At 67.3% G+C, this 18,481-nt stretch carries 17 protein-coding genes; 11 read left to right on the top strand and 6 right to left on the bottom strand.

What is annotated here, in order from left to right; all coding sequences use genetic code 11:
• Positions 1-249: 249 nt before the first annotated feature.
• Complete coding sequence (locus tag EVS83_RS01220) at positions 250-1,752, top strand: M20/M25/M40 family metallo-hydrolase (RefSeq protein WP_133498727.1); 1,503 nt, start codon at positions 250-252, stop codon at positions 1,750-1,752.
• Positions 1,753-1,755: 3 nt separating this feature from the next.
• Here the strand turns inward: EVS83_RS01220 and EVS83_RS01225 are convergent, their stop codons facing one another.
• The gene (locus EVS83_RS01225) at positions 1,756-3,585 is read right to left on the bottom strand and encodes a GGDEF domain-containing protein (RefSeq protein ID WP_133498729.1); all 1,830 of its coding nucleotides are present in this window, start codon (positions 3,583-3,585) and stop codon (positions 1,756-1,758) included.
• A gap of 143 nt (positions 3,586-3,728) precedes the next feature.
• On the opposite strand from EVS83_RS01225, the gene EVS83_RS01230 reads away from it, so the two are divergent.
• The 3 genes from EVS83_RS01230 (at position 3,729) to EVS83_RS01240 (ending at position 7,220) form a co-directional block, all read left to right on the top strand.
• Positions 3,729-4,454, top strand: coding sequence for an SOS response-associated peptidase (locus tag EVS83_RS01230; RefSeq protein WP_133498731.1), 726 nt, complete (start codon positions 3,729-3,731; stop codon positions 4,452-4,454).
• A gap of 494 nt (positions 4,455-4,948) precedes the next feature.
• A complete protein-coding gene (locus EVS83_RS01235) occupies positions 4,949-6,088 on the top strand; it encodes a glutathione-independent formaldehyde dehydrogenase (RefSeq protein WP_133498733.1) in 1,140 nt (379 codons plus the stop codon).
• Between the two features lie 16 nt (positions 6,089-6,104).
• Positions 6,105-7,220 (top strand): L-dopachrome tautomerase-related protein, encoded by a 1,116-nt coding sequence (locus tag EVS83_RS01240; RefSeq protein ID WP_208108653.1) that lies wholly within the window; start codon positions 6,105-6,107, stop codon positions 7,218-7,220.
• A 16-nt stretch (positions 7,221-7,236) separates the two neighbouring features.
• On the opposite strand, the gene EVS83_RS01245 is transcribed toward EVS83_RS01240, so the two are convergent.
• Positions 7,237-8,265, bottom strand: coding sequence for a hypothetical protein (locus EVS83_RS01245; RefSeq protein ID WP_133498735.1), 1,029 nt, complete (start codon positions 8,263-8,265; stop codon positions 7,237-7,239).
• A 401-nt stretch (positions 8,266-8,666) separates the two neighbouring features.
• Between EVS83_RS01245 and EVS83_RS01250 the strand changes: the two genes are divergently transcribed.
• From EVS83_RS01250 to EVS83_RS01260, 3 genes are all read left to right on the top strand, one after another.
• On the top strand, positions 8,667-9,617 hold the full coding sequence (locus EVS83_RS01250; protein WP_133498737.1) for a serine hydrolase: 951 nt from the start codon (positions 8,667-8,669) through the stop codon (positions 9,615-9,617).
• Between the two features lie 222 nt (positions 9,618-9,839).
• Positions 9,840-10,145, top strand: coding sequence for a putative quinol monooxygenase (locus EVS83_RS01255; protein WP_133498739.1), 306 nt, complete (start codon positions 9,840-9,842; stop codon positions 10,143-10,145).
• Positions 10,146-10,368: 223 nt separating this feature from the next.
• Positions 10,369-11,073, top strand: a complete 705-nt coding sequence (locus tag EVS83_RS01260) for a TMEM175 family protein (RefSeq protein WP_133498741.1) — start codon at positions 10,369-10,371, stop codon at positions 11,071-11,073.
• 73 nt (positions 11,074-11,146) lie between these two features.
• On the opposite strand, the gene EVS83_RS01265 is transcribed toward EVS83_RS01260, so the two are convergent.
• Positions 11,147-12,193, bottom strand: coding sequence for an oxidoreductase (locus tag EVS83_RS01265; protein WP_133498743.1), 1,047 nt, complete (start codon positions 12,191-12,193; stop codon positions 11,147-11,149).
• Between the two features lie 401 nt (positions 12,194-12,594).
• On the opposite strand from EVS83_RS01265, the gene EVS83_RS01270 reads away from it, so the two are divergent.
• From EVS83_RS01270 to EVS83_RS01285, 4 genes are all read left to right on the top strand, one after another.
• Positions 12,595-12,861 (top strand): hypothetical protein, encoded by a 267-nt coding sequence (locus tag EVS83_RS01270; protein ID WP_133498745.1) that lies wholly within the window; start codon positions 12,595-12,597, stop codon positions 12,859-12,861.
• 146 nt (positions 12,862-13,007) lie between these two features.
• Positions 13,008-13,688 carry a L,D-transpeptidase family protein gene (locus EVS83_RS01275; protein ID WP_133498966.1) on the top strand — a complete coding sequence of 227 codons (681 nt, stop codon included), beginning with the start codon at positions 13,008-13,010 and terminating at the stop codon, positions 13,686-13,688.
• Between the two features lie 157 nt (positions 13,689-13,845).
• Positions 13,846-14,439, top strand: a complete 594-nt coding sequence (locus EVS83_RS01280; protein WP_133498747.1) for a DUF938 domain-containing protein — start codon at positions 13,846-13,848, stop codon at positions 14,437-14,439.
• Positions 14,440-14,637: 198 nt separating this feature from the next.
• Entirely contained in the window at positions 14,638-15,087 is a 450-nt protein-coding gene (locus EVS83_RS01285; RefSeq protein WP_133498749.1) for a cupin domain-containing protein, read from the top strand.
• Between the two features lies 1 nt (position 15,088).
• Here the strand turns inward: EVS83_RS01285 and EVS83_RS01290 are convergent, their stop codons facing one another.
• From EVS83_RS01290 to EVS83_RS01300, 3 genes are all read right to left on the bottom strand, one after another.
• Complete coding sequence (locus EVS83_RS01290; RefSeq protein WP_133498751.1) at positions 15,089-15,793, bottom strand: hypothetical protein; 705 nt, start codon at positions 15,791-15,793, stop codon at positions 15,089-15,091.
• 47 nt (positions 15,794-15,840) lie between these two features.
• Positions 15,841-16,587: a transporter gene (locus EVS83_RS01295; RefSeq protein WP_133498753.1), complete on the bottom strand. Its 747-nt coding sequence runs from the start codon at positions 16,585-16,587 to the stop codon at positions 15,841-15,843.
• An 89-nt stretch (positions 16,588-16,676) separates the two neighbouring features.
• Complete coding sequence (locus tag EVS83_RS01300) at positions 16,677-18,473, bottom strand: DUF7844 domain-containing protein (RefSeq protein WP_133498755.1); 1,797 nt, start codon at positions 18,471-18,473, stop codon at positions 16,677-16,679.
• Between the last annotated feature and the right edge of the window lie 8 nt (positions 18,474-18,481).

Consider the following 18,481-nt stretch of genomic DNA (forward strand, 5'->3'; position numbering starts at 1 on the left):
GTGCTGCGGAATGGTGTACCGCGGGCGCGGCCCTCCAGAGTCGCGCAGCAACACCGATGACGGGTGGTCGCGAACCACAACGTACCGGGGGCCGACTCGCATCTCGATGACGCACCGCCGCATCGATCGGCTCGTGCGCGCGTCTGCATCCAAGGAAAACGGGTCGTCCACAACCGCACATCGGGCGGGTCGCAAGGCGCGCGATGGCGCGTCGTAGGATCGGGCAGCCACTGACCCATGGAGCCCGCCATGCCCCACCGTTGCACGCCGCGCATCCTCGCGCTTTCCCTCGGACTCGCGCTCGGCGCCATCACCGGTACGGCGTCCGCCGACGATCGCAGCGACATCCGCTCGGAAGTCACGCGACGCCACGACGAGGCAGTGAAGCGCCTGCAGGACTGGATCGCGCTGCCTTCGATCGCGGCCGAGAACCGCAATTCGCAGGAAGGTGCCGAGTACATGGCGAAGCTCGCGCGCGATGCGGGCTTTCAGAAGGTGGAGATCGTGAAGACCGACGGCAAGCCCGGCGTGTTCGCGACGCTCGACGCCGGCGCGAAGAAGACCGTCGGCCTGTACTTCATGTACGACGTGAAGCAGTTCGATCCGTCGGAGTGGTCGTCGCCGCCGCTGGAAGCGCGCATCGTCGACAAGCCCGACTACGGCAAGGCGATCGTCGGCCGCGGCGCGGTGAACCAGAAAGGGCCGGAGTCGGCGTTCCTCGCCGCATTGCACGCCATCCGCGGTGCGAACAAGACGATGCCGGTGAACCTCGTGCTGGTGGCGGAAGGCGAGGAAGAAATCGGCTCGCCGCACATCGCGCAGATCGTGCGTCGCCCGGACGTCGCCGCGGCGATGAAGAACACCGTCGGCGTGTTCATGCCGTCGGCCGAGCAGGAGTCCGATGGCACGGTCACGGTCACGCTCGGCGCGAAGGGCGTCGTCGAACTCGAACTCGTCAGCAGCGGCGAGAAGTGGGGCCGCGGACCGTCGAAGGACGTGCATTCGTCGCTCAAGGCGATGGTCGACAGCCCGAGCTGGCACCTGATCAAGGCGCTCGACACGCTGGTGTCGGCCGACGGCAACACGATCACGGTCGAGGGTTATCCGAAGGCGCCGCCGATCAGCGCCGAACACCGCGCGATGATCGCGGCGGCGGTGAAGGCGTCGCCCGACGGCGAGGCCATGTCGAAGAAGCAGCTGGGCGTGCAGCACTGGATCGGCGATCTGCCGTGGCAGGCGGCGCAGGAACGCCTGGTTTCGCAGCCGACGATCAACATCGAAGGGCTCGTCGCTGGCTACACCGGGCCGGGCGGCAAGACGGTGCTGCCGCATCGCGCCGTCGCGAAGATCGACATGCGCCTCGTGCCGGGCATGACGAAGGATGCAGCGGTCGCGGCGCTGAAGTCGCATCTCGCGAAGCACGGCTTCGGCGACATCGAGGTCAACGTCAGCGGCGGCTACAACCCGACGAGCACGGATTCGAAGGCGCCGCTGATCCAGGCGCAGGTGGCGACGCTGCGATCGCTCGGCATCGAGCCGCTGTTGTGGCCGCGCGGCGCCGGCTCGTATCCGGGCTTCGTGTTCACCGACCCGCCGCTGAGTCTGGCGTCGGGCCACTTCGGCCTTGGCACGGGCGGCGGTGCGCACGCGCCGGACGAGTTCTACGTCATCGAATCGAGCAACCCGAAAGTGCAGGGCTACGACGGCGCGGTGATGTCGTTCGTCGACTACCTGTACCAGCTCGCAAAGTGACGATCAGGGCGCGATCGCGGCCAGCGCGGTCGACAGGCTGACGCGGTCGCGCCCCGCACGCTTGGATGCGTACATGGCTTCGTCGCTCGCGCGCATCAGCGTGGCGGCGTCGCAGCCGTGCAGGCCGTAGAGCGCGACGCCGATCGACACGGTGACGCGCAGCGATTCGCCCGGCACGATGCCGTCGAACGCCTGCTCCGCGATCGCGACGCGCAGGCGGTCGGCGAACGTCATCGCGCTGTCGATGTCGTGCTCGGCGATGACGACGAGGAATTCCTCGCCGCCCAGCCGCACCGGCAGGTCGGAACTGCGGCTCGCCTGCCGCAGTTGCGCTGCGATGCCTGCGAGCACCCGGTCGCCGGCCTCGTGGCCGTAGGTGTCGTTGATGCGCTTGAAGTGGTCGATGTCGAGCGCGACGAACGCGAGCCCGCCGCCACGCCGCTCCGCCAGCGGCATCTGCACGCGCAGGTATTCGTCGAGGAAGCGACGGTTGTACAGGCGCGTGAGTTCGTCGGTGATGACGAGCTTCTGCAGCTCCTGCGCTTCCTGCTTGGCGCGTTCGCGGATGCGATGGTTCTCGACCGCCATCGCCAGCAGCTTGGCCGCCGACAGCAGCGTGCGTTCCTGACGCTGCGACGGCCGGCGCGTGCGCGGCGACAGTGCGGCGAGCACGCCGAGCGGCGCAGTCGCACCGGGCAGCGGGGACAGCGCCAGCACGTGCACGCCCTTGGCGGCCAGCCGCGCGCGCAGCGCATCGGGGCCGTCGTCGCCGTCTTCGGGCGACGCCGAGGCGTCGCGCAGTCGCGCGTCGGTCGCGGCATCGGCGATGCGATGCAGGCGCTGGCCATCGCTGACCATATGCACGCTTGCGGCCTCGACGATGTCGTAAGCCGTGAGGATTTCGCAGGCGTTGCGCGCGAGTTGCGCCTCGCCGACGTCGGTATCGGCCAGCGCGGCGGACAATGCGGACAATGTCGACAGCTCGCGATCACGGGCGCGCTGGCGGCGATGCATGACGTGCAGCATCAGGCCGGCAACGGCGATCACGCCGAGCGCCGCGGCGAGCGCCCAGGCGATCCAGCGGTGCCATTCCGGCGGCGGGGGCTGCAGCAGCTGGATGTCGCCCGGGTCTGCGAGCACGACTTGGAAGCCGCCATCGAACGGCCACGTCGGCTTGTAGATCGACAGCACGCCGGTCGCGGCGATGCGCGTGCCGCGCGGATAGCGCTTCCAGTCGAAGCGATCGACGACCGGCGCGGGAATGAAGAGCTGCATCGGCACGCCGTCGTCGCCGGTGATGCGCAGCATCGCGAAGCTGTCGAGGCTCACCGCGCCGGCGACGCCTTCGACGCGCACGCGCTTGCCGACGTGCGTCCAGTCGTCCGCTTCTTCCACGGTGAGCGGCAGCGGCTTGGGCAGCGCTGCGTGACCGACGCGGCGGACCTGCGCGTCCTGCAGCTGGATCGAGCCCTTGAACTGGTTGACCTCGCCCCAGGCCTCGACGACGTCGCCGGCCGCGAGCTGCACGCGCACGTCGCGTGGGTTGAAGAGGCCGAGGCCGCCGGTGGCGTCCTGCACGAAGACCTGCAGGCCGACGCGTCGCGATACACCGGTCGGAATCAGGACGGTGCCGCGCACGCGCACACGCTCGCCTTTGCGGTCGGGGACCGTGTCGTGGTCGCTGTCGATGACGACACTTGCGATCGGCTCGAGCGGCAGCGTGGCCGGATCAAGGTCGACCACGCGCGGTCGCGGCGCGTGCGGCGCGGCGACGGCCAGCGCCGGAAGCATCGCGAGCAGGAGCGTGAGGACGAAGCGTCGTAACGGTTCCACGCAGGCGGCTTTCCTCCCGGCGGCGACCCGGGCTCGAAGCGGCTATCGGCCGGTCGTCGCGAATCTGAAGGGCGATCCTTCACACGCGCACGTGGTCGCGACGCGGGTCGTGGCATCAGCGTGCTTTCCGTCGCGGACACGCCATGCGCCGATTCGCCCAGGCCCTGCTGCCCGAAGCGCTACCCGCCGGCCTGCCGCCACGCGTGGCGGCCGCGCTGCCGCAGTCGCCCGAGCGCTACAACATTGCGGTGCGCAAGCCGGCAGCGATCATCCTCGACATCGGCGACGGCCCGGATGTCGGCGATGCGCTCTGGGGCCTGGTGCCGAGCTGGTCGAAAACGCCCGAGACGAAATACACCACGGTGACCGCGCGCCTCGACCGCGCACCGTCGAGCCGCATCTATCGCAGCGCATGGGAGAAGCGGCGCTGCGTGGTGCCGATGACGGGCTATTACAAGTGGGATCGCACCGTGAAGCCGGCACGCCCGTACTTCATCCAGTCGAAAGCGGGTGAGGTGCTGTTCGCGGCCGGCCTGTGGGACCGCTGGCCGGCGGATGCACCCGAGATGCTGACGTTCACCGTGCTCACCATGCCTAACAGTGCGATCCCGCCGCCGCTCGTGCCCGACGGCCCGGTGTTCATTCCCGCGTCGAAGGTGGAGGACTGGATCGCCGGGCCGTGGTTCCCGCAGCGCTTCCTGTCGGGCATGAAGCAGCCTGCGTTGGAGGCGTACGCGGTATCCCGCGCGATCCGCGATCGCGACGTCGATGACTACACGCTGCTCGAGCCCGCATCAGCGAGCGACGACGGTATACCGCAAGCGCCCGACGACGAGTCGTGGCTCGACGACGAAGACGATATCGACTGAGTGCGCGGCACGGTTCGATCGAAGTGCGCCGGCGTGGTCGTCGTGTTGGTCGACGGAGCGCTGGCTGGCTGATCGGTTGGGCGATCTCCGGGCGCTTACGCGCCTCCACCATTTGCCGCTGGTGCGGTCGCGCGAGGCAAGGGCAGAGCTCGCACGCTAATGCGACTCATCCATTCGCTAACGCGTCTGCTTACGCGGTGCACAACCCGCGTCGCACGTCGCTACACCAGTGCTGTTGCCACATCGACGGCAAGCGGCGTCGGAAGTCGAGCAGGCGTGCTGTAGAGCATCGCGCAACGCACCAGACAACCACGACAAGAATCCGCTGATGTGCAGTCCAACCGTCAAGCGAACGAGCTCCAGCAAACACGCGAAATTCCTCGCGTCGATGCGTAGTCGCTTATGCATGAAGCGAACTTTTGGGAGCGTAGCGTGCACCTCCCGCGTCGCACCCACTGCCCGTCCGTAGCACGTCAACTTACCTTGGAGGCTTCATGCGCGCACTCGTCTACAACGGGCCCCGCGACGTCAGCGTCGTTGACCGACCCGATCCGAAAATCGAAAAACCGACCGATGCGATCGTCCGCATCACCACCACGAACATCTGCGGCTCGGACCTGCACATGTACGAGGGCCGCACGTCAATGCCGGGCGGCAGCATCCTCGGCCACGAGAACCTCGGCGAAGTGATCGAAGTCGGCAATGCGGTCGAACGCGTCCGCAAGGGCGATCGCGTCGCCGTGCCGTTCAACGTCGCCTGTGGCTGCTGCGAGAACTGCGAGCGCGGCTTCACCGGCGCCTGCCTGCGCGCGAACCCCGACGGCGTGGGCGCTGCTTACGGGTTCGCCGAAATGGGCCCGTACGCCGGTGGCCAGGCCGAGTACCTGCGCGTGCCGTATGCGGACTTCAATTGCCTGATCCTGCCCGCCGACGCGGCGGAGCGGGAAAACGACTACGTGATGCTCGCCGACATTTTTCCCACTGGCTATCACGCGACCGAACTCGCAGGCCTGCAGCCCGGCGAAAGCGTGGTGATTTACGGCGCCGGCCCTGTCGGCCTGATGGCGGCGTACTCGGCCGTCCTCCGTGGCGCCTACCAGGTGATGGTGGTGGACACCCAGAAGGATCGCCTCGCGCTCGCCGAACAGATCGGCGCCATCCCGATCGACGACACCGAACAGGACGGCGTCGATCAGGTGCTCGAGCTCACCAACGGCAAGGGCGCGGACCGTGGTTGCGAATGCGTCGGCTATCAGTGCTTCAACTGCGCGCGTCGCGAAACGCCCGGCCTAACGATGAACAACCTCATCCAGGCGGTGAAGCCGACTGGTGGTATCGGCGCCGTCGGCGTGTTCATGCCGGAAGATCCGGGCGGTGCGACCGACCTCGCGAAGGAGGGCAAGATCCCGTTCGACATCGGCATGTTCTTCTACAAGGGTCAGCAGTTCGCGAGTGGGCAGTGCCACGTCAAGCGCTACAACCGCTACCTGATGCACCTCATCCACAGCGGCAAGGCGACACCGTCGTTCATCATCTCGCACGAGCTGCCGCTGGAGCAGGCGCCGGAAGGCTACAAGAACTTCGACGAGCGCAATGATGGCTGGACGAAGGTCGTTCTGAAGCCGGGCACGTGACGGGAGTGCCATCGACATGACCACACCACGATCCGAGCCCGCCGCGTCCACCGCGCACGGCGCGATGCAATCGGCCGACATCGATGTCCGCCTCGTCGAGGTCGCGCACTTCGACCATCAGGTGACGGGCGTCAGCGTCACCGAGGACGGGCGCATCTTCGTCAACTTCCCACGATGGACGGAGGACACCGAGGTCTCCGTCGCCGAGCTTCTGCCCGATGGCAGCCTGCGTCCGTACCCGGATGCGCACTGGAACTCATGGCGCAACGCGAAGAAGAACGCGTTGTCGCCGGACGACCGCTGGGTCTGCGTGCAGAGTGTCGTGGCCGACGGCCGCGGCTCGCTGTGGGTGATCGACCCGGCGGCACCGGCCGCCGCATTTCTCGTGCAGGGCGGCCCGAAGCTCGTGCGCATCGATCTCGCGAACGACTCGATCGCACAGACGATCGCGTTCGACGAGCAGGTGGCGCGCGAGGGTTCGTACCTCAACGATGTGCGCTTGGGCTCCGACGGGCGCTACGCGTACATCACCGATTCGGGAACGCGCGGCGCGCTGGTCGTCGTCGACATCGAGTCCGGCCGCGCGCGTCGCGTGCTCGACGGGCATCCGAGCACGCAACTCGAGAAGGATGTGGTGGTCAAGCACCACGGTCGGGAGATAAGGCGAACGGATGGCCGCGGCGTGGAGTTCAGTTCCGACGGCATCGCGCTGTCGCCCGATGGCGAAACGCTCTACTGGCAGGCGGTCACCGGTCGCACGCTGTATCGCATCGCGACGCGCGTGCTGCAGGATGAGTCATTGTCGGAGGATGAGGTGGCCGACGCGGTGCAGCGAGTCGGCGAGAACGGCGTCGCCGACGGCCTGTGGATCGATCCGCAGGGCCGCATGTACATCTCGGCTCTGGAGGACGATGCGATCAGGGTGCGCGACGGTGAACGCGTCGAGATGTTCCTTCAGGACGAGCGCCTGCGGTGGCCGGACACGTTCTCGCAGGGTCCGGACGGCACGATGTACGTCACCGCGTCGCGCATCATGGACAGTATCTGGCACGACCCCGACGCACCGCCGCGCCTGTCGACCACGCTGTTCCGCTTCACGCCGGACGACGCCTCGGCAGCGCGGCCGCACTGAAGCTAAGGCAGGTCGATCACGGCGGGTCGAGTGGCGTCACCGGCATCGTCAGGGGTGCGCCATCGGCGCCGAGATGGCGGCACAGGGACTCGATGGGGCCCGCGCACCGCGCGCGGGCCCGACGGAAATCGTCGCCGTTCGCATCCGCGCGCAGCCGATAGCCCGCGCCGCGAAGGCGTTCCAGCAGGTCGGCGATCTCCTGGTCGCTGGCATCGATGTCGGTCGTATCGAGCTTCAGCAGTTTGCTGAGTTCCGTCGCGAGCGATGACGCCTGTCGACGCGTCAGCGACCCGAGGCCGCTCAGCGCGTCATCGTCGATCAGCAGCTCGTAGATGAGCGCCACGTCCATCACGACGCCGAGCGATGTCGGCCACGCCGTGCCCACCGACGGCGTGCGGAAGTAGATCAGCCAGGGATGCGAGGAATGCGTCTGCAGCACGGCAGCGCACCAGTCGCGACCGTTGCGAAGCACGTTGTCCAGCTCGCCGCGGCAGCCGAGCGACGCGTAGTGCTCGAGCAGCACCAGCGCGGACGGCGGACGGCCCGCCGACGTGGAAATCTTGAGGACGCCCCGATCGCGCTCGTGGATCGACGACTGCACTTCAAGCACGTACGTCACGGCCATCGTCATGCTGGCCAACCCGGTCAGACCGCCGCCGACGACGACGAAGGCCGCCAACGCCGTGGGCTGCGCGCGGCCCGTGCCGATCGTGGTGAACGCGCCACCCGCCGCGAAGAGGGCCTCCCCGAAACCGGTGAGAGCCGGATCGAACTGGCCCGCCAGCGCGTGCGCCATGAGCGCCAATCCAAGGATCAATAGCAGCACCCAGATGGCGAACGACGTGATCAGGATCGTGGGCGCGAAACTAACCGCGATCTCCCGACGCTGCCCGCGCGTCCACAGCGGCAATGCCAGGTCGACCAGATGTTTCGAGACATGCAGCGAGTTGCGCGCACCACCGGGCACCACGACGGTCTGCACCAGGTCACGAAAGGTGATCGCGACGATCACCAGTCCGGCAAGGAATTCGAGGATGGCGCGCATGCGGGATTGGTGACTCGGGCGCCAACGGGCGATCGGCGGATCTTCCGTGGAGAGCTGACGACACGGAGTCAACGACGGCGTAGCGCGTCGACGCACGCCCCTTATGGCCGGCCGCAGACGCCGCGTTGGTGTCGCCCCGTGGCGTCCATTCCGCCCGCTTAGACTGCTCGGCATCGCTCTCCATTCGCCGGGTCATCGTGAAGCTTCGCAACCGCCGAGTCGTCGTGCTCGCCGTCCTGTTACTGCCGGCGTCGACGTGGCTGACGTGGATCACCAGACTCCGGCCCGTCGACGATCGAATTGGCCCGATACCGACTGCGCTGGGCGACGGCTGGCCGCTTTCGACGCCCGATGCCGAAGGATTCGACCGGCAGGCGCTCGTCGCGGCGACCAGGCGCCTGATGGACAGGCCGTTGAACGTGCATTCGGTCGTGATCGAACGTCACGGCCGACTCGTACTCGAGATGTACCAGGGCGGTCGCGATCGTTCGGTCTATTCGCTACTTTCAACGCGTCGGTCGTTCGGCCCGACGACGTTGCACGATGTCCGGTCCGTCGGAAAGACGGTCACGTCGCTCCTGTATGGCGTTGCGTTGGCGCAGGGCAGGGTGCCGGCCCCGGATGCGACCCTTGACCGAAGCCTTCCGCACCTAGGTGGCGTTGCGTCCGAGAATGCACGCCGCATCCGCGTCCGCGATCTTCTGGACATGAGCAGCGGACTGGAATGGACGGAAGGCGAGCCCGGCCTCAACGACGAGTTGCGCCTGTTCTGGCGACGGGACGTCCCTGCCTACGTTCTTGACCGCCGCATGAGCGCGGCGCCCGGCACGACGTTCAACTACAACGGCGGCGGCACGGCGCTGCTCGCGCAGCTCATTACGGATGGAACCGGTCAATCTCTCGACCGGTTCGCCAACGACCGCCTGTTCGCACCGATCGGAATTACGCAGTGGAGCTGGGTGCAGGACGTGCACGGGCGTCCGATGGCCTTCAACGGATTGCGTCTGCGCCCACGCGACCTGCTGAAGTTCGGGCGACTGACGCTCGCGGACGGTCGCTGGAATGGTCGCCAACTGGTGCCGGCCGAGTGGATTCGCGATTCATGGGCACCGGGACTGCCGACCGGCGTTGCCGACTTCGGCTATCACGCGCAGTGGTGGTCCGGGACCGTGCATCGACACGGGCATCCGATCACGTGGCACGCCGCGTTCGGAAATGGCGGGCAACGACTCTTCGTCGTACCGGAGCTTGATCTCGCTGTTGCAACGACGGCGGGTGCCTACGATGAGCTGCCCACTGCGACCGCGGTCAACCAGTTCATTGGCGAAGTCGTGGACACGGTCCGGCACTGAGCGAGAGCGACGCGAGCTTTCGATCAAGACGCCGACTCGATCAGCACAGTCAATGTGGCCACCGGCCGAAGTGCGTGACTGCAGCGGCAGCTGGCGGGCTGCGGGTCACGACATTGCAAGAGCGACCGTGCGTAGCGAGCGCCAGCTCAAGCGCATAAGCGTCCGTCAACTTCACAGACGAAGGGCGTATGGTGAGTCGCTCGTAACCCGAGGAGACGCACCATGGTCAAAGTCGCCCTGTTCGTCCGCTTGGAAGCGAAGCCCGGAAAAGAGAAGGACGTCGAGCAGTTCCTTCTTGGCGGGCTTCCATTGGTGCAAGAGGAACCCGCGACGACCGCATGGTTCGGTATTCGTCTCGGGCCATCGACATTCGGCATCTTCGACGCGTTTCCCGATGAGGCGGGCCGCCAGGCTCATCTGACGGGCAAGGTCGCCGCAGCGCTCATGGCCCAGGCGAGCGATCTATTTTCCTCGCCGCCGGCGATCGAGAAGGTCGACGTGCTCGCCGCGAAACTGCCGGGCTCGTGAAGCTGACCGTGCATGCGAAGCGGACGTGGTGGGTCCGCTTCGCCAATGCAGGTGCGACTGAGTCGGCTTTGAATCGCGCGGATGCGGCGTCGGTGGCGACGACGCGTGCGCGTCTGTCGTTCTCGTCTCACGACTGCACGCGTCCGACACGATCGATCGACGTCGGCACTTTCGCGATCGCTGCGCCGCGACACATCGCGTGTGTATCGGAGATGCGATTCCAATGATGGTGCGCACGCAAGGTCGTCAGCCTGCAGACACGCAAACGCACGGTGCGGAGCGTGGCCTCGGCCGCTTCGAAGGCTTCAGCGACGCGGTGTTCGCCATCGCGCTCACCTTGCTGATCGTCGAGATCAAGGTGCCGGGATCTCCCGAGGGCGCGCATGGCTACAGTGACCTGCTGCGCGCCATGGCCGAGCAATGGCGCGAATTTCTTGCACTGGGCCTGTGCTATGTCGTGATCGGCGCGTACTGGGTGCAACACCATTATTCCGGCCGGATCTACGCGAAGAGTGATCATTGGTTCGGTGTGATCAACCTCGTCTTCCTGCTCGCGATCGTCGTCATTCCGTATCCCGTTCGTGTCTGGTGCTTTCACCTTGGCACGCGCTTCGAAGAGGTGGCGTCGGTGACTCTCGTTGCCGCTCTTGCCGTGACGGCGTGCGCGTGGATGGCGAAGTGGTTCTACGGAATGCCCGGCCGCCGGGTGATGGACAAGCGGCTCGCGCCCGATTTTCTCCGGCAGATGACGCGACGCTACGGCATTGCGACCCTCATCCAGATCGCCGCGGTACCGGTCGCGATCGTCGCGCCACGTGTTGGAGTCGCCGTCACACTGCTGTGCATCGCGTTCTTCCTGCTCCCACAGCCCAGGCCACGCTACAAGCCCGGCGAGGAGCCGAACGAGGACGAAAAGTTGAAGGAGTAGCTGGCGCGCAAGGTCGCTCTGGATGCACTCGATGACACGACCGCAGTTGCCGGTCGACTGCATTTAGGACCCATCAGTCGGGTTCAGCGAGCCTTATCGTTCGACCCAGCGTCGCCGAATCGATGGCCGCTTCGAGCACGCGCATGACACGAATCGCTTGATCCGGCGGCACCGGATTCGCCGCTTTTCCCGCGATTGCATCGCAGAGTTCGACATAGAACTGCGTCTGGTCGCCGCGCGTCGCGGGCACGGTCTCTGTCGACCCGTCCGCGTTGTGCCAGAGCAACGGGTCGGGATCCATGCCCCAGTCGCTGTCGCCTGGACGTCGCCCCGCGATCAGCTGCATTTCCTGACGGTCGGGATGTTGCTTGATCAAAGTACCGGCGCTTCCGTGCATGACGAATCGCGCGCCCGGTGCAGCAGCCGTCATGCTGGTGTGCAGCACCGCGCGGCGCTCGCCGAAACCGAGAACCACGTGCGCCCAATCGTCCGTCGACGCACCGGCGCGCTGCATCGCAAGACTCGCTTGCACGGTATCGGGCCATCCGAGAAGCAGCAGCGCTTGGTCCACGAGATGCGGTCCCAAGTCCCACCAGAGGCCACCTGCGGGGCCCGGACGCTCGCGCCAACGGTCGCGCACCTCCGGGCGGAACCGTTCGATGCGCGACTCAAGATGCCACACGTCGCCGACGGCGCCCTCGCGTATCGCGTCCCGTACGGACAGGAAGTCGCTGTCCCACCGACGGTTATGAAAAACCGCGAGCACGCGCTCGTTGGCTTCCGCCAAGCGCGCCAGCTCGATCGCTTCTTCGAGCCGAGGCGTCATCGGCTTGTCGACCACGACATGCTTGCCTGCCTGCAACGCCGCGCGTGCCAACGGGTAATGCGCCTCGTTGGGTGCCGCGATGACCACGAGGTCCACCTCAGGCGAGGCGACTGCGCGCATCGGGTCGGGCTCGATCGCCACATCGGGCAATGCCTGTCGAACGCTTTCCTGCGACCGCGACGCGACGAGAACGAGCGACAGCTGCGGCACGGCGGCGATCAGCGGCGCGTGGAACGTGCGGCCGGCGAAACCGTAGCCGATGAGCGCGACGCGGATCTTCTCGGGGGGGTTCATCGAAGGTCCTCATTCGCTGTCGGCTCTGCAGACCCAATGTAGCTGCTTTCACTCGACAGCCGTCGCGCCCGACGTGGGCCAAGGATGAGGAGGAACGTCGTCGCGTAGCGGCGCTCCACAGTTTTCATTACTTGTTGGTGAGCAGTCGCGAAAGCGATGGACCTCGCAGGTCACCACAAGCAGCACTCGCTCCAACGATGCCTACTCCGACGGAGGGCGTCGAACCGCGCCGCGATAGGCGATGCCAGTCCCCGAACGGACTGCGATTGATGCTGTTACCGAATCGGTAACAGCATTTTCACAGCTCATCGACGTAGTCCAACGCCAGCTGTATGCGCATCATGAATGCGGCCGCAAGGTCGCTATATTTCGAAGACCCCCCAGAGGAAGGAGGTTTGAAAATGATTCTGACCAAGCAACATCAAACGATGGCCCGCACGCTCGCTCTGGCAATCGCCACGCTGAGCCTTGGCGCCTGCGCCACCTACGATGACGACTTCGCGCGGATCAACTCACGCCTCGATCAACTCGACACGAGGGTCCAGAGCGCGGCGCAGAGCGCCGACGCGGCGAACCAGTCCGCACAGCGGGCGAATCAGCGCCTCGATCAGATCGAAGGCCGTGTCCAGCAGCTCGAGACGGCGCCTCGTCGCAAGCCGCGCGGCTGATCGCTTGCGCTGTTCGCGACACACGGCGTGAGCCGGGACACCGGTGGCCATCGCTGGTCATCGGTGTCTTTGATGCCATCCAGTATTCCGTTTCAAGGACCTATCCCATCCGCACGTCCACGCACTCCGCCCTACGGGCCGCCATGTTGTCGCTCGCCTTCGCGAGCTTAACGGTTGCGTTCGCCGCGAACGCGGACGAGCAGAGCGCCTCCGCGGTCGATCAGCTTCCGGAAGGCCAGGAGGTCTCCGACACGGTGGTCGAGCTTGCGGGTTGGGTTGTCGCCAGCAAAGACAGCCAGGGCTATCCGTTCGCGGTCATCGACAAGGCGGCTGCACAGATCCTCGTGTTCGGTGGCGACGGCCGGCTTCGCGGCGCCGCACCTGCGCTTCTCGGTTCCGCGAAAGGCGATCACATTGCGCCGGGCGTCGCCGGCCTCGCCCTTCGCGAGATTCCGGGCCGCGACCGCACGACGCCTGCCGGCCGCTTCGTGGGCGGTTTCGGCCCGTCGATCGACGCCGGACGCGTGCTGTGGGTGGACTACGACTCCGCCGTCTCGATCCACCCGACCGCGACGGGCGTGCCGTCCGAAAAGCGTCCCGAGCGTCTCGCATCGCCGTCGCCGGACGACAATCGCGTCACGCATGGCTGCATCAATGTTTCGCCCGAGTTCTACGATCAGGTCATCCGTCCGACGTTCGAGCGGGGCGGGGTGTTCTACGTGCTGCCGGATGTGATGCCGATAGCGGAGGCGTTCCCGGACTTCGCGCAGAGTCGCACCAGTGCGCAGCGCAAGGACGGACGGCGCGCGCGGTCGTCTGGCCGCTGACGAGCGCATCCGTGCGTTGCGTGCGGTGCGCGCTTCGGTGGCGACGTTACGGGTGGTGTGGTCCTGACACTCCGACGTAAGGCGATCCGGGCGGCGGAAGGTCGATCCCCTGGCCGGCGCAATCGCCCTCCAAGCGTCGCTGCGGCATGCTGTCGACATGGACACCAAGCCTTTCGCACCTGCGTGCGAGCGCAATCGCGAACCCATCCTCGAGGTTCTGCGCACGCGGTTCGCCGACCGTCGCAGCGTGCTCGAAGTCGGGAGCGGCACCGGGCAGCACGCCGTGCACTTCGCTGCCGCGCTTCCGTGGCTGTGGTGGCAGTGCAGCGATCTTCCTGAGCAGTTGTCCGGTATTCGACAGTGGCTGGACGAAGCGGGCCTCGCCAACACGCCGCCGCCGCTCCCGCTCGACGTTTCCGGGCAATGGCCGACCGGGCCGTACGACGCGGTGTTCAGCGCCAACGTCCTGCACATCGTCGACATGCCCACGGTGGAGGCGTTTTTTGCGGGTGTCGGACGCGTGCTGAGCCGCGAAGGCGTGCTCGTCGTGTACGGCCCGTTCAATGAAGGCGGCAATTACACCAGTGCAAGCAACCGGGCCTTCGATGCGTGGCTGAAGGCGCGCGATCCGCGCTCGGGGATTCGCGATATCGAGGTGATCCACGCCCTCGCCGAGCAGGCGGGCCTGCGTGCGATCGACGACATCCCAATGCCTGCGAATAACCGCTGTCTCGTGTGGTCGAAAGTCTGACGCCGGCGGCGAGGTGCGGTGCAGTCTGCTTCAGCGCACCTCACGTCTCGACGTGCACTCAGGTCGGCTGCCACGTCGACCAGCCGGCAGCAATGTGTGTTCCACCTCGAGCGAATCCGGCGAAACGCATCGACGCCCGATCGGCACTAGCATTGCCGAACCGGCATCGTTGCCGGTCGGAAACCCTCGGAGCCCGCCGTGCCCCGCATCGATCTCGACGCCATTCCTGCCGTGAACACCACCGGCTATCCCGCGCCGTTCGCCGCCGACGTCGCGGGCCGCTGGTATCGTCGTCTCGCGCCGACGGCCGGCCTCACCGATTTCGGCGCCAGCCATGTCGTGTTGAAGCCCGGCGCGTGGTCGGCGCAACGCCACTGGCACGAGGACGAGGACGAACTCGTCGTGATGATTTCCGGCGAAGCCGTGCTCGTCGACGACAGCGGCGAGACGCCGCTGCGCCCCGGCGACGTCGCTGCGTTCCCGAAGAACGACGGCAACGGCCACTGCATCCGCAACGACAGCGATGCCGACTGCATGTTCGTCGCGATCGGCCAGGCCACGACGCGGATGTGCCATTACCCCGATATCGACATGGTCTGGTCCGGCGATGCCGGCCGCTACCTGCACCGCGACGGCACGCCGTACTGAGTCAGTGCGCGGGCGCGACGTCGAGCGTCGCGAGCCGCAGTTCGAAGAAGGGCGTGCCGTTCTGGTCGATGCGCAGCACGCGCGGCCAGCGCACGCCGTCGTCCTCGATGACGCCATCGAAGGTGAAGCGTTGCGCGATAGCCACGCCGGGTTCCGCGTCGGGCACGCGGTCTTCGAGGGCGACCAGCCGACCGGTCGCGTCGAAGAACAGATCGGCGGGCGCTGCCTTCGGATGTTCGACGTGCAGCACCTGCAGGCCATTGCGATCAGGACGTCGCTCGACGCGCGTACCGGGGTCGCGCAGCGTCACGAGTCGCATCAGGCCGTAGGTCGCGTACTGCGGGCGTTCGTTCGCGAGCATGTCCGCCGCCATCGGCTCACGGCGACCGTCGCGTTCGATCCAGCCGCTGTCACCGTCGATCACCATGCGACGCTGCGTCGTGTCGCGCTTGTCGCGCAGCCACGTCGTCGACGATGCGCGTTCGAACGGGACGACGGTGCTGTCGACACCCAACTCGATGCGCCGATCGCCCGCGAACGCCGTCGCGTCACCCGTCCAGTGCAAGGACTGCGCGCGTTGCAGCGCGGCTTGCCCACCCGCCGCATCGATCGCCTTGGCGATCAACGCATCCTCGCGCACGCGCACCTGCGTGCAGGCGACGCAGGCGAGCAGGGCGATAACGAGCAGCGAGCGATGGGTGCGCATGCGCGCAGACTAGCCGCACGACGCGGCGGCATCGCGCCGCCCGTCGATCACCAGCGCTGGGACAGGCCAACCGTCCAGGCGCGGTCGACGGCGGCGTCACTCAGGCCGTAGCTGAAGGCCATGTCGACCTGCGTGCTGTCGCCGAAACGCCAGCTGGCGCCGGCGTCAAACGTGGTTTCCGGGCCGCCGTTGCCGTGCATCGGGATGCGCTGCGCCGCGACTTCGCCGAACACGCGCGCACGGCCGTCGGCGAACGACTTGCCGACGACCACGGCGAACAGGCCGGCCAGACCGTCGTCGCCATCCCCGCGTTCGTACGCAATGCCCGGCATGACACCGACGCCGATGTCGTGCGCGAACTCCCATTCGGCGACGAACTCCAGCGACGGTCGCACGCCGCGATGGTCGGCGCCGACGCCGGTCGGCAGCTCCGCGCCAGCGATCCACGCCATCGACGGCATGCCGTCGCGATCCTGCAGGTGATGCTTCACGCCGATGCCGAGATCGCTCCAGTCGGACTGACCAACGGCGGTGACGCGGCCTTCGGTCTCGAAGCGCAGCTCCCAGGCATCGCCCAGTCCGACGCGAAGCAGCGTGGGCGTCGAACGCTCCAGCGGCGAGCCGGCGTCCGCACTCGCGGCGACGCTCGTTTCCAGCTGCACGTGGCGGCCAACGGTGGCGCTGGATTCGACGAAGTCGGGACGATCCGTCGAGATCGGGTCTTCCGCGAAGGCGGGCAGTGCGGCAGCAAGGCCGGCGACGAGCAGGAGGCGGCAGGCGGTCGAGCGGATCATCGAGACGAACGTTCCAGGGTGGTCCCGTACGTGAACGACCCGGCCGCGCCGACCTTTAGCGGCGCGGTAGGAACGGCGGTACGCCGCGGCTACAGCGCCCCGCCAGCGGAGGCCGAGAGCCGGCGCAGGCGGCGTCCGAGCCGGTCGACGTTGTCGCGGGTGAGGGCGAGTCCGTCGGCCTGCGGGCGGTCGAGCATGGACTCCGCGAGCGCACGCAGTGCCGCCTCGTGCTCGGCCGCGGAGGCCGCGTCGACAGCGATGCGCGATGCGATCGCCGGGCGTTCGTCGGCGGTCGGTATGCCATAACCCGACGGCGCGAACGACGCCGGGCGTGCGAGGCGCGCGGCGATCGCGATTGCATCGCGTGTGTCGGACCGCAGTGCGGAAGCATCGCGATCGTTGTCGTCCAGGAGCCGACGCTTAAGCGCATCGGTGGCGCGCAGCTCGGCACGTCGAAGTGCGGCCGTCTCGATTACGAGCAGGGCGGCGGTCTGCTTGAGGTCGCCCCGGTCGAGCCATTCGGTACGACGGGATGCGGGAAGGTCGAGCCACGAGACCACGTCGCGCGCCGGCAAGGGGAGCGTCGACGTGGCGACGGCAAACAGCTCGGCGTAGTGCTGGCCTTGCGAGTCGAAGCGATAGCCGAGGCGACGTGCCTCGTCGATGTCCGCAAGCACGGACATGTCCGCGACACCCGCGCGAACGAGCCTCGACTGCAGGCCGGTCGGCGTCAGGCTCGAGAGATCCAGCGACGCCAGCCGCGGTACGCCGTCGTGCAGCAGTGTCCACGTTTCGACCGCGCAGTTGCGGGTGACGAAGCGATAGCGGCCGTCGTACGACCAGTGCACCTGCGCGGCGCGTTCCATCAGCGACGCGATCTCCTGGCGCGACAGCTTCAACGGGATCGACGTCAGGTCGCGCAGTTCGACCTTCGTGTATTCGTCGATGACCTGTGGCATCGGCAGCGCGAACAGGCGCGAGGGATAGCCGCCGGCCAGCCCGCGCCAGCTCGACAGCTGAACGTCGTCGACGAACGCGCGGAACGACAGAACGACGTGCCACGCGATGTCGAGGCGACAATCGGGGCCGACGGCGCGACCCGGCGCGCAGACGACCAGCCGCAGCATCGAATGGCCCCAGCGGCTCATTGGCTGTCGATCGGCGCCCGCGATCAGGTAGTCGATCGCGTAGACGCGCGACGGATCGAGCGCGAGCAGCGACGAGGGATCGGCTGCGCCGTCGCTACGGGCCTGCACGAAGGTCGGCGTTGCGCAGTCGTTCGCGTGGACCGTGGCGCCCGTGCGCGCAGCGAACCATCGTGCGAGCGCGGGACGGCGGCAGGCGTAGTCGGCGTCGAGAACGAAGTGTTCGAGGTTGACGGCGACGAACTCGCGCGGATCGGTGAGTTCGTACGCATCCGGGCTGCGGTCGTGGAAATCGTTGCGCCGAACGCGCGCGTGCAGCGGCGCCACGGACCAGCCGGCGAGGTCGAGCAATCGAGCTTCGCGCGACAGCCCGCCGCGCGGCGAGCGATCCCATGCATGCGCTAGTTCGTGCAGCACCGCGGCGAGCGCGTTGCGCGATGGCGCGTCGACGGTGGATGCATCGAGCAGCCCGCGCCGAAGCTGCAGCGTGTTTGCGACGTAATGGCCGTCGACGTGTGCGGGCAGGTCGTCGCGCCACTGCACGCGCAGCGGCGCATCGAGCGCGCCCGCCCATGCGGGCGGAAGGAGCGATGTCGCGCGGGCGAGCACCGCGTCGCTCGCCGCGCGCTGCGCATCGGTCAGGTTCTGCGTGTCGTTCGCGAGCTCGACCGCGCAGGCCGGTGTCGCGAGCAGCGCCGCGGCGAAGGCCGCGACGAGCGCGAGGGTCCGCGCTGCGGTCATGCGAAGGG

The organism is Cognatilysobacter terrigena (genome assembly GCF_004361065.1).
Lineage (GTDB): Bacteria > Pseudomonadota > Gammaproteobacteria > Xanthomonadales > Xanthomonadaceae > Cognatilysobacter > Cognatilysobacter terrigena.

Excerpts from the sequence above, each read along its gene's own strand:
- EVS83_RS01220 (WP_133498727.1), top strand. The coding sequence starts at position 250 with ATGCCCCACCGTTGCACGCCGCGCATCCTCGCGCTTTCCCTCGGACTC.
- EVS83_RS01230 (WP_133498731.1), top strand. The coding sequence starts at position 3,729 with ATGCGCCGATTCGCCCAGGCCCTGCTGCCCGAAGCGCTACCCGCCGGC.
- EVS83_RS01235 (WP_133498733.1), top strand. The coding sequence starts at position 4,949 with ATGCGCGCACTCGTCTACAACGGGCCCCGCGACGTCAGCGTCGTTGAC.
- EVS83_RS01240 (WP_208108653.1), top strand. The coding sequence starts at position 6,105 with ATGACCACACCACGATCCGAGCCCGCCGCGTCCACCGCGCACGGCGCG.
- EVS83_RS01245 (WP_133498735.1), bottom strand. The coding sequence starts at position 8,265 with ATGCGCGCCATCCTCGAATTCCTTGCCGGACTGGTGATCGTCGCGATC.
- EVS83_RS01250 (WP_133498737.1), top strand. The coding sequence starts at position 8,667 with ATGGACAGGCCGTTGAACGTGCATTCGGTCGTGATCGAACGTCACGGC.
- EVS83_RS01255 (WP_133498739.1), top strand. The coding sequence starts at position 9,840 with ATGGTCAAAGTCGCCCTGTTCGTCCGCTTGGAAGCGAAGCCCGGAAAA.
- EVS83_RS01260 (WP_133498741.1), top strand. The coding sequence starts at position 10,369 with ATGATGGTGCGCACGCAAGGTCGTCAGCCTGCAGACACGCAAACGCAC.
- EVS83_RS01265 (WP_133498743.1), bottom strand. The coding sequence starts at position 12,193 with ATGAACCCCCCCGAGAAGATCCGCGTCGCGCTCATCGGCTACGGTTTC.
- EVS83_RS01270 (WP_133498745.1), top strand. The coding sequence starts at position 12,595 with ATGATTCTGACCAAGCAACATCAAACGATGGCCCGCACGCTCGCTCTG.
- EVS83_RS01280 (WP_133498747.1), top strand. The coding sequence starts at position 13,846 with ATGGACACCAAGCCTTTCGCACCTGCGTGCGAGCGCAATCGCGAACCC.
- EVS83_RS01290 (WP_133498751.1), bottom strand. The coding sequence starts at position 15,793 with ATGCGCACCCATCGCTCGCTGCTCGTTATCGCCCTGCTCGCCTGCGTC.
- EVS83_RS01295 (WP_133498753.1), bottom strand. The coding sequence starts at position 16,587 with ATGATCCGCTCGACCGCCTGCCGCCTCCTGCTCGTCGCCGGCCTTGCT.
- EVS83_RS01300 (WP_133498755.1), bottom strand. The coding sequence starts at position 18,473 with ATGACCGCAGCGCGGACCCTCGCGCTCGTCGCGGCCTTCGCCGCGGCG.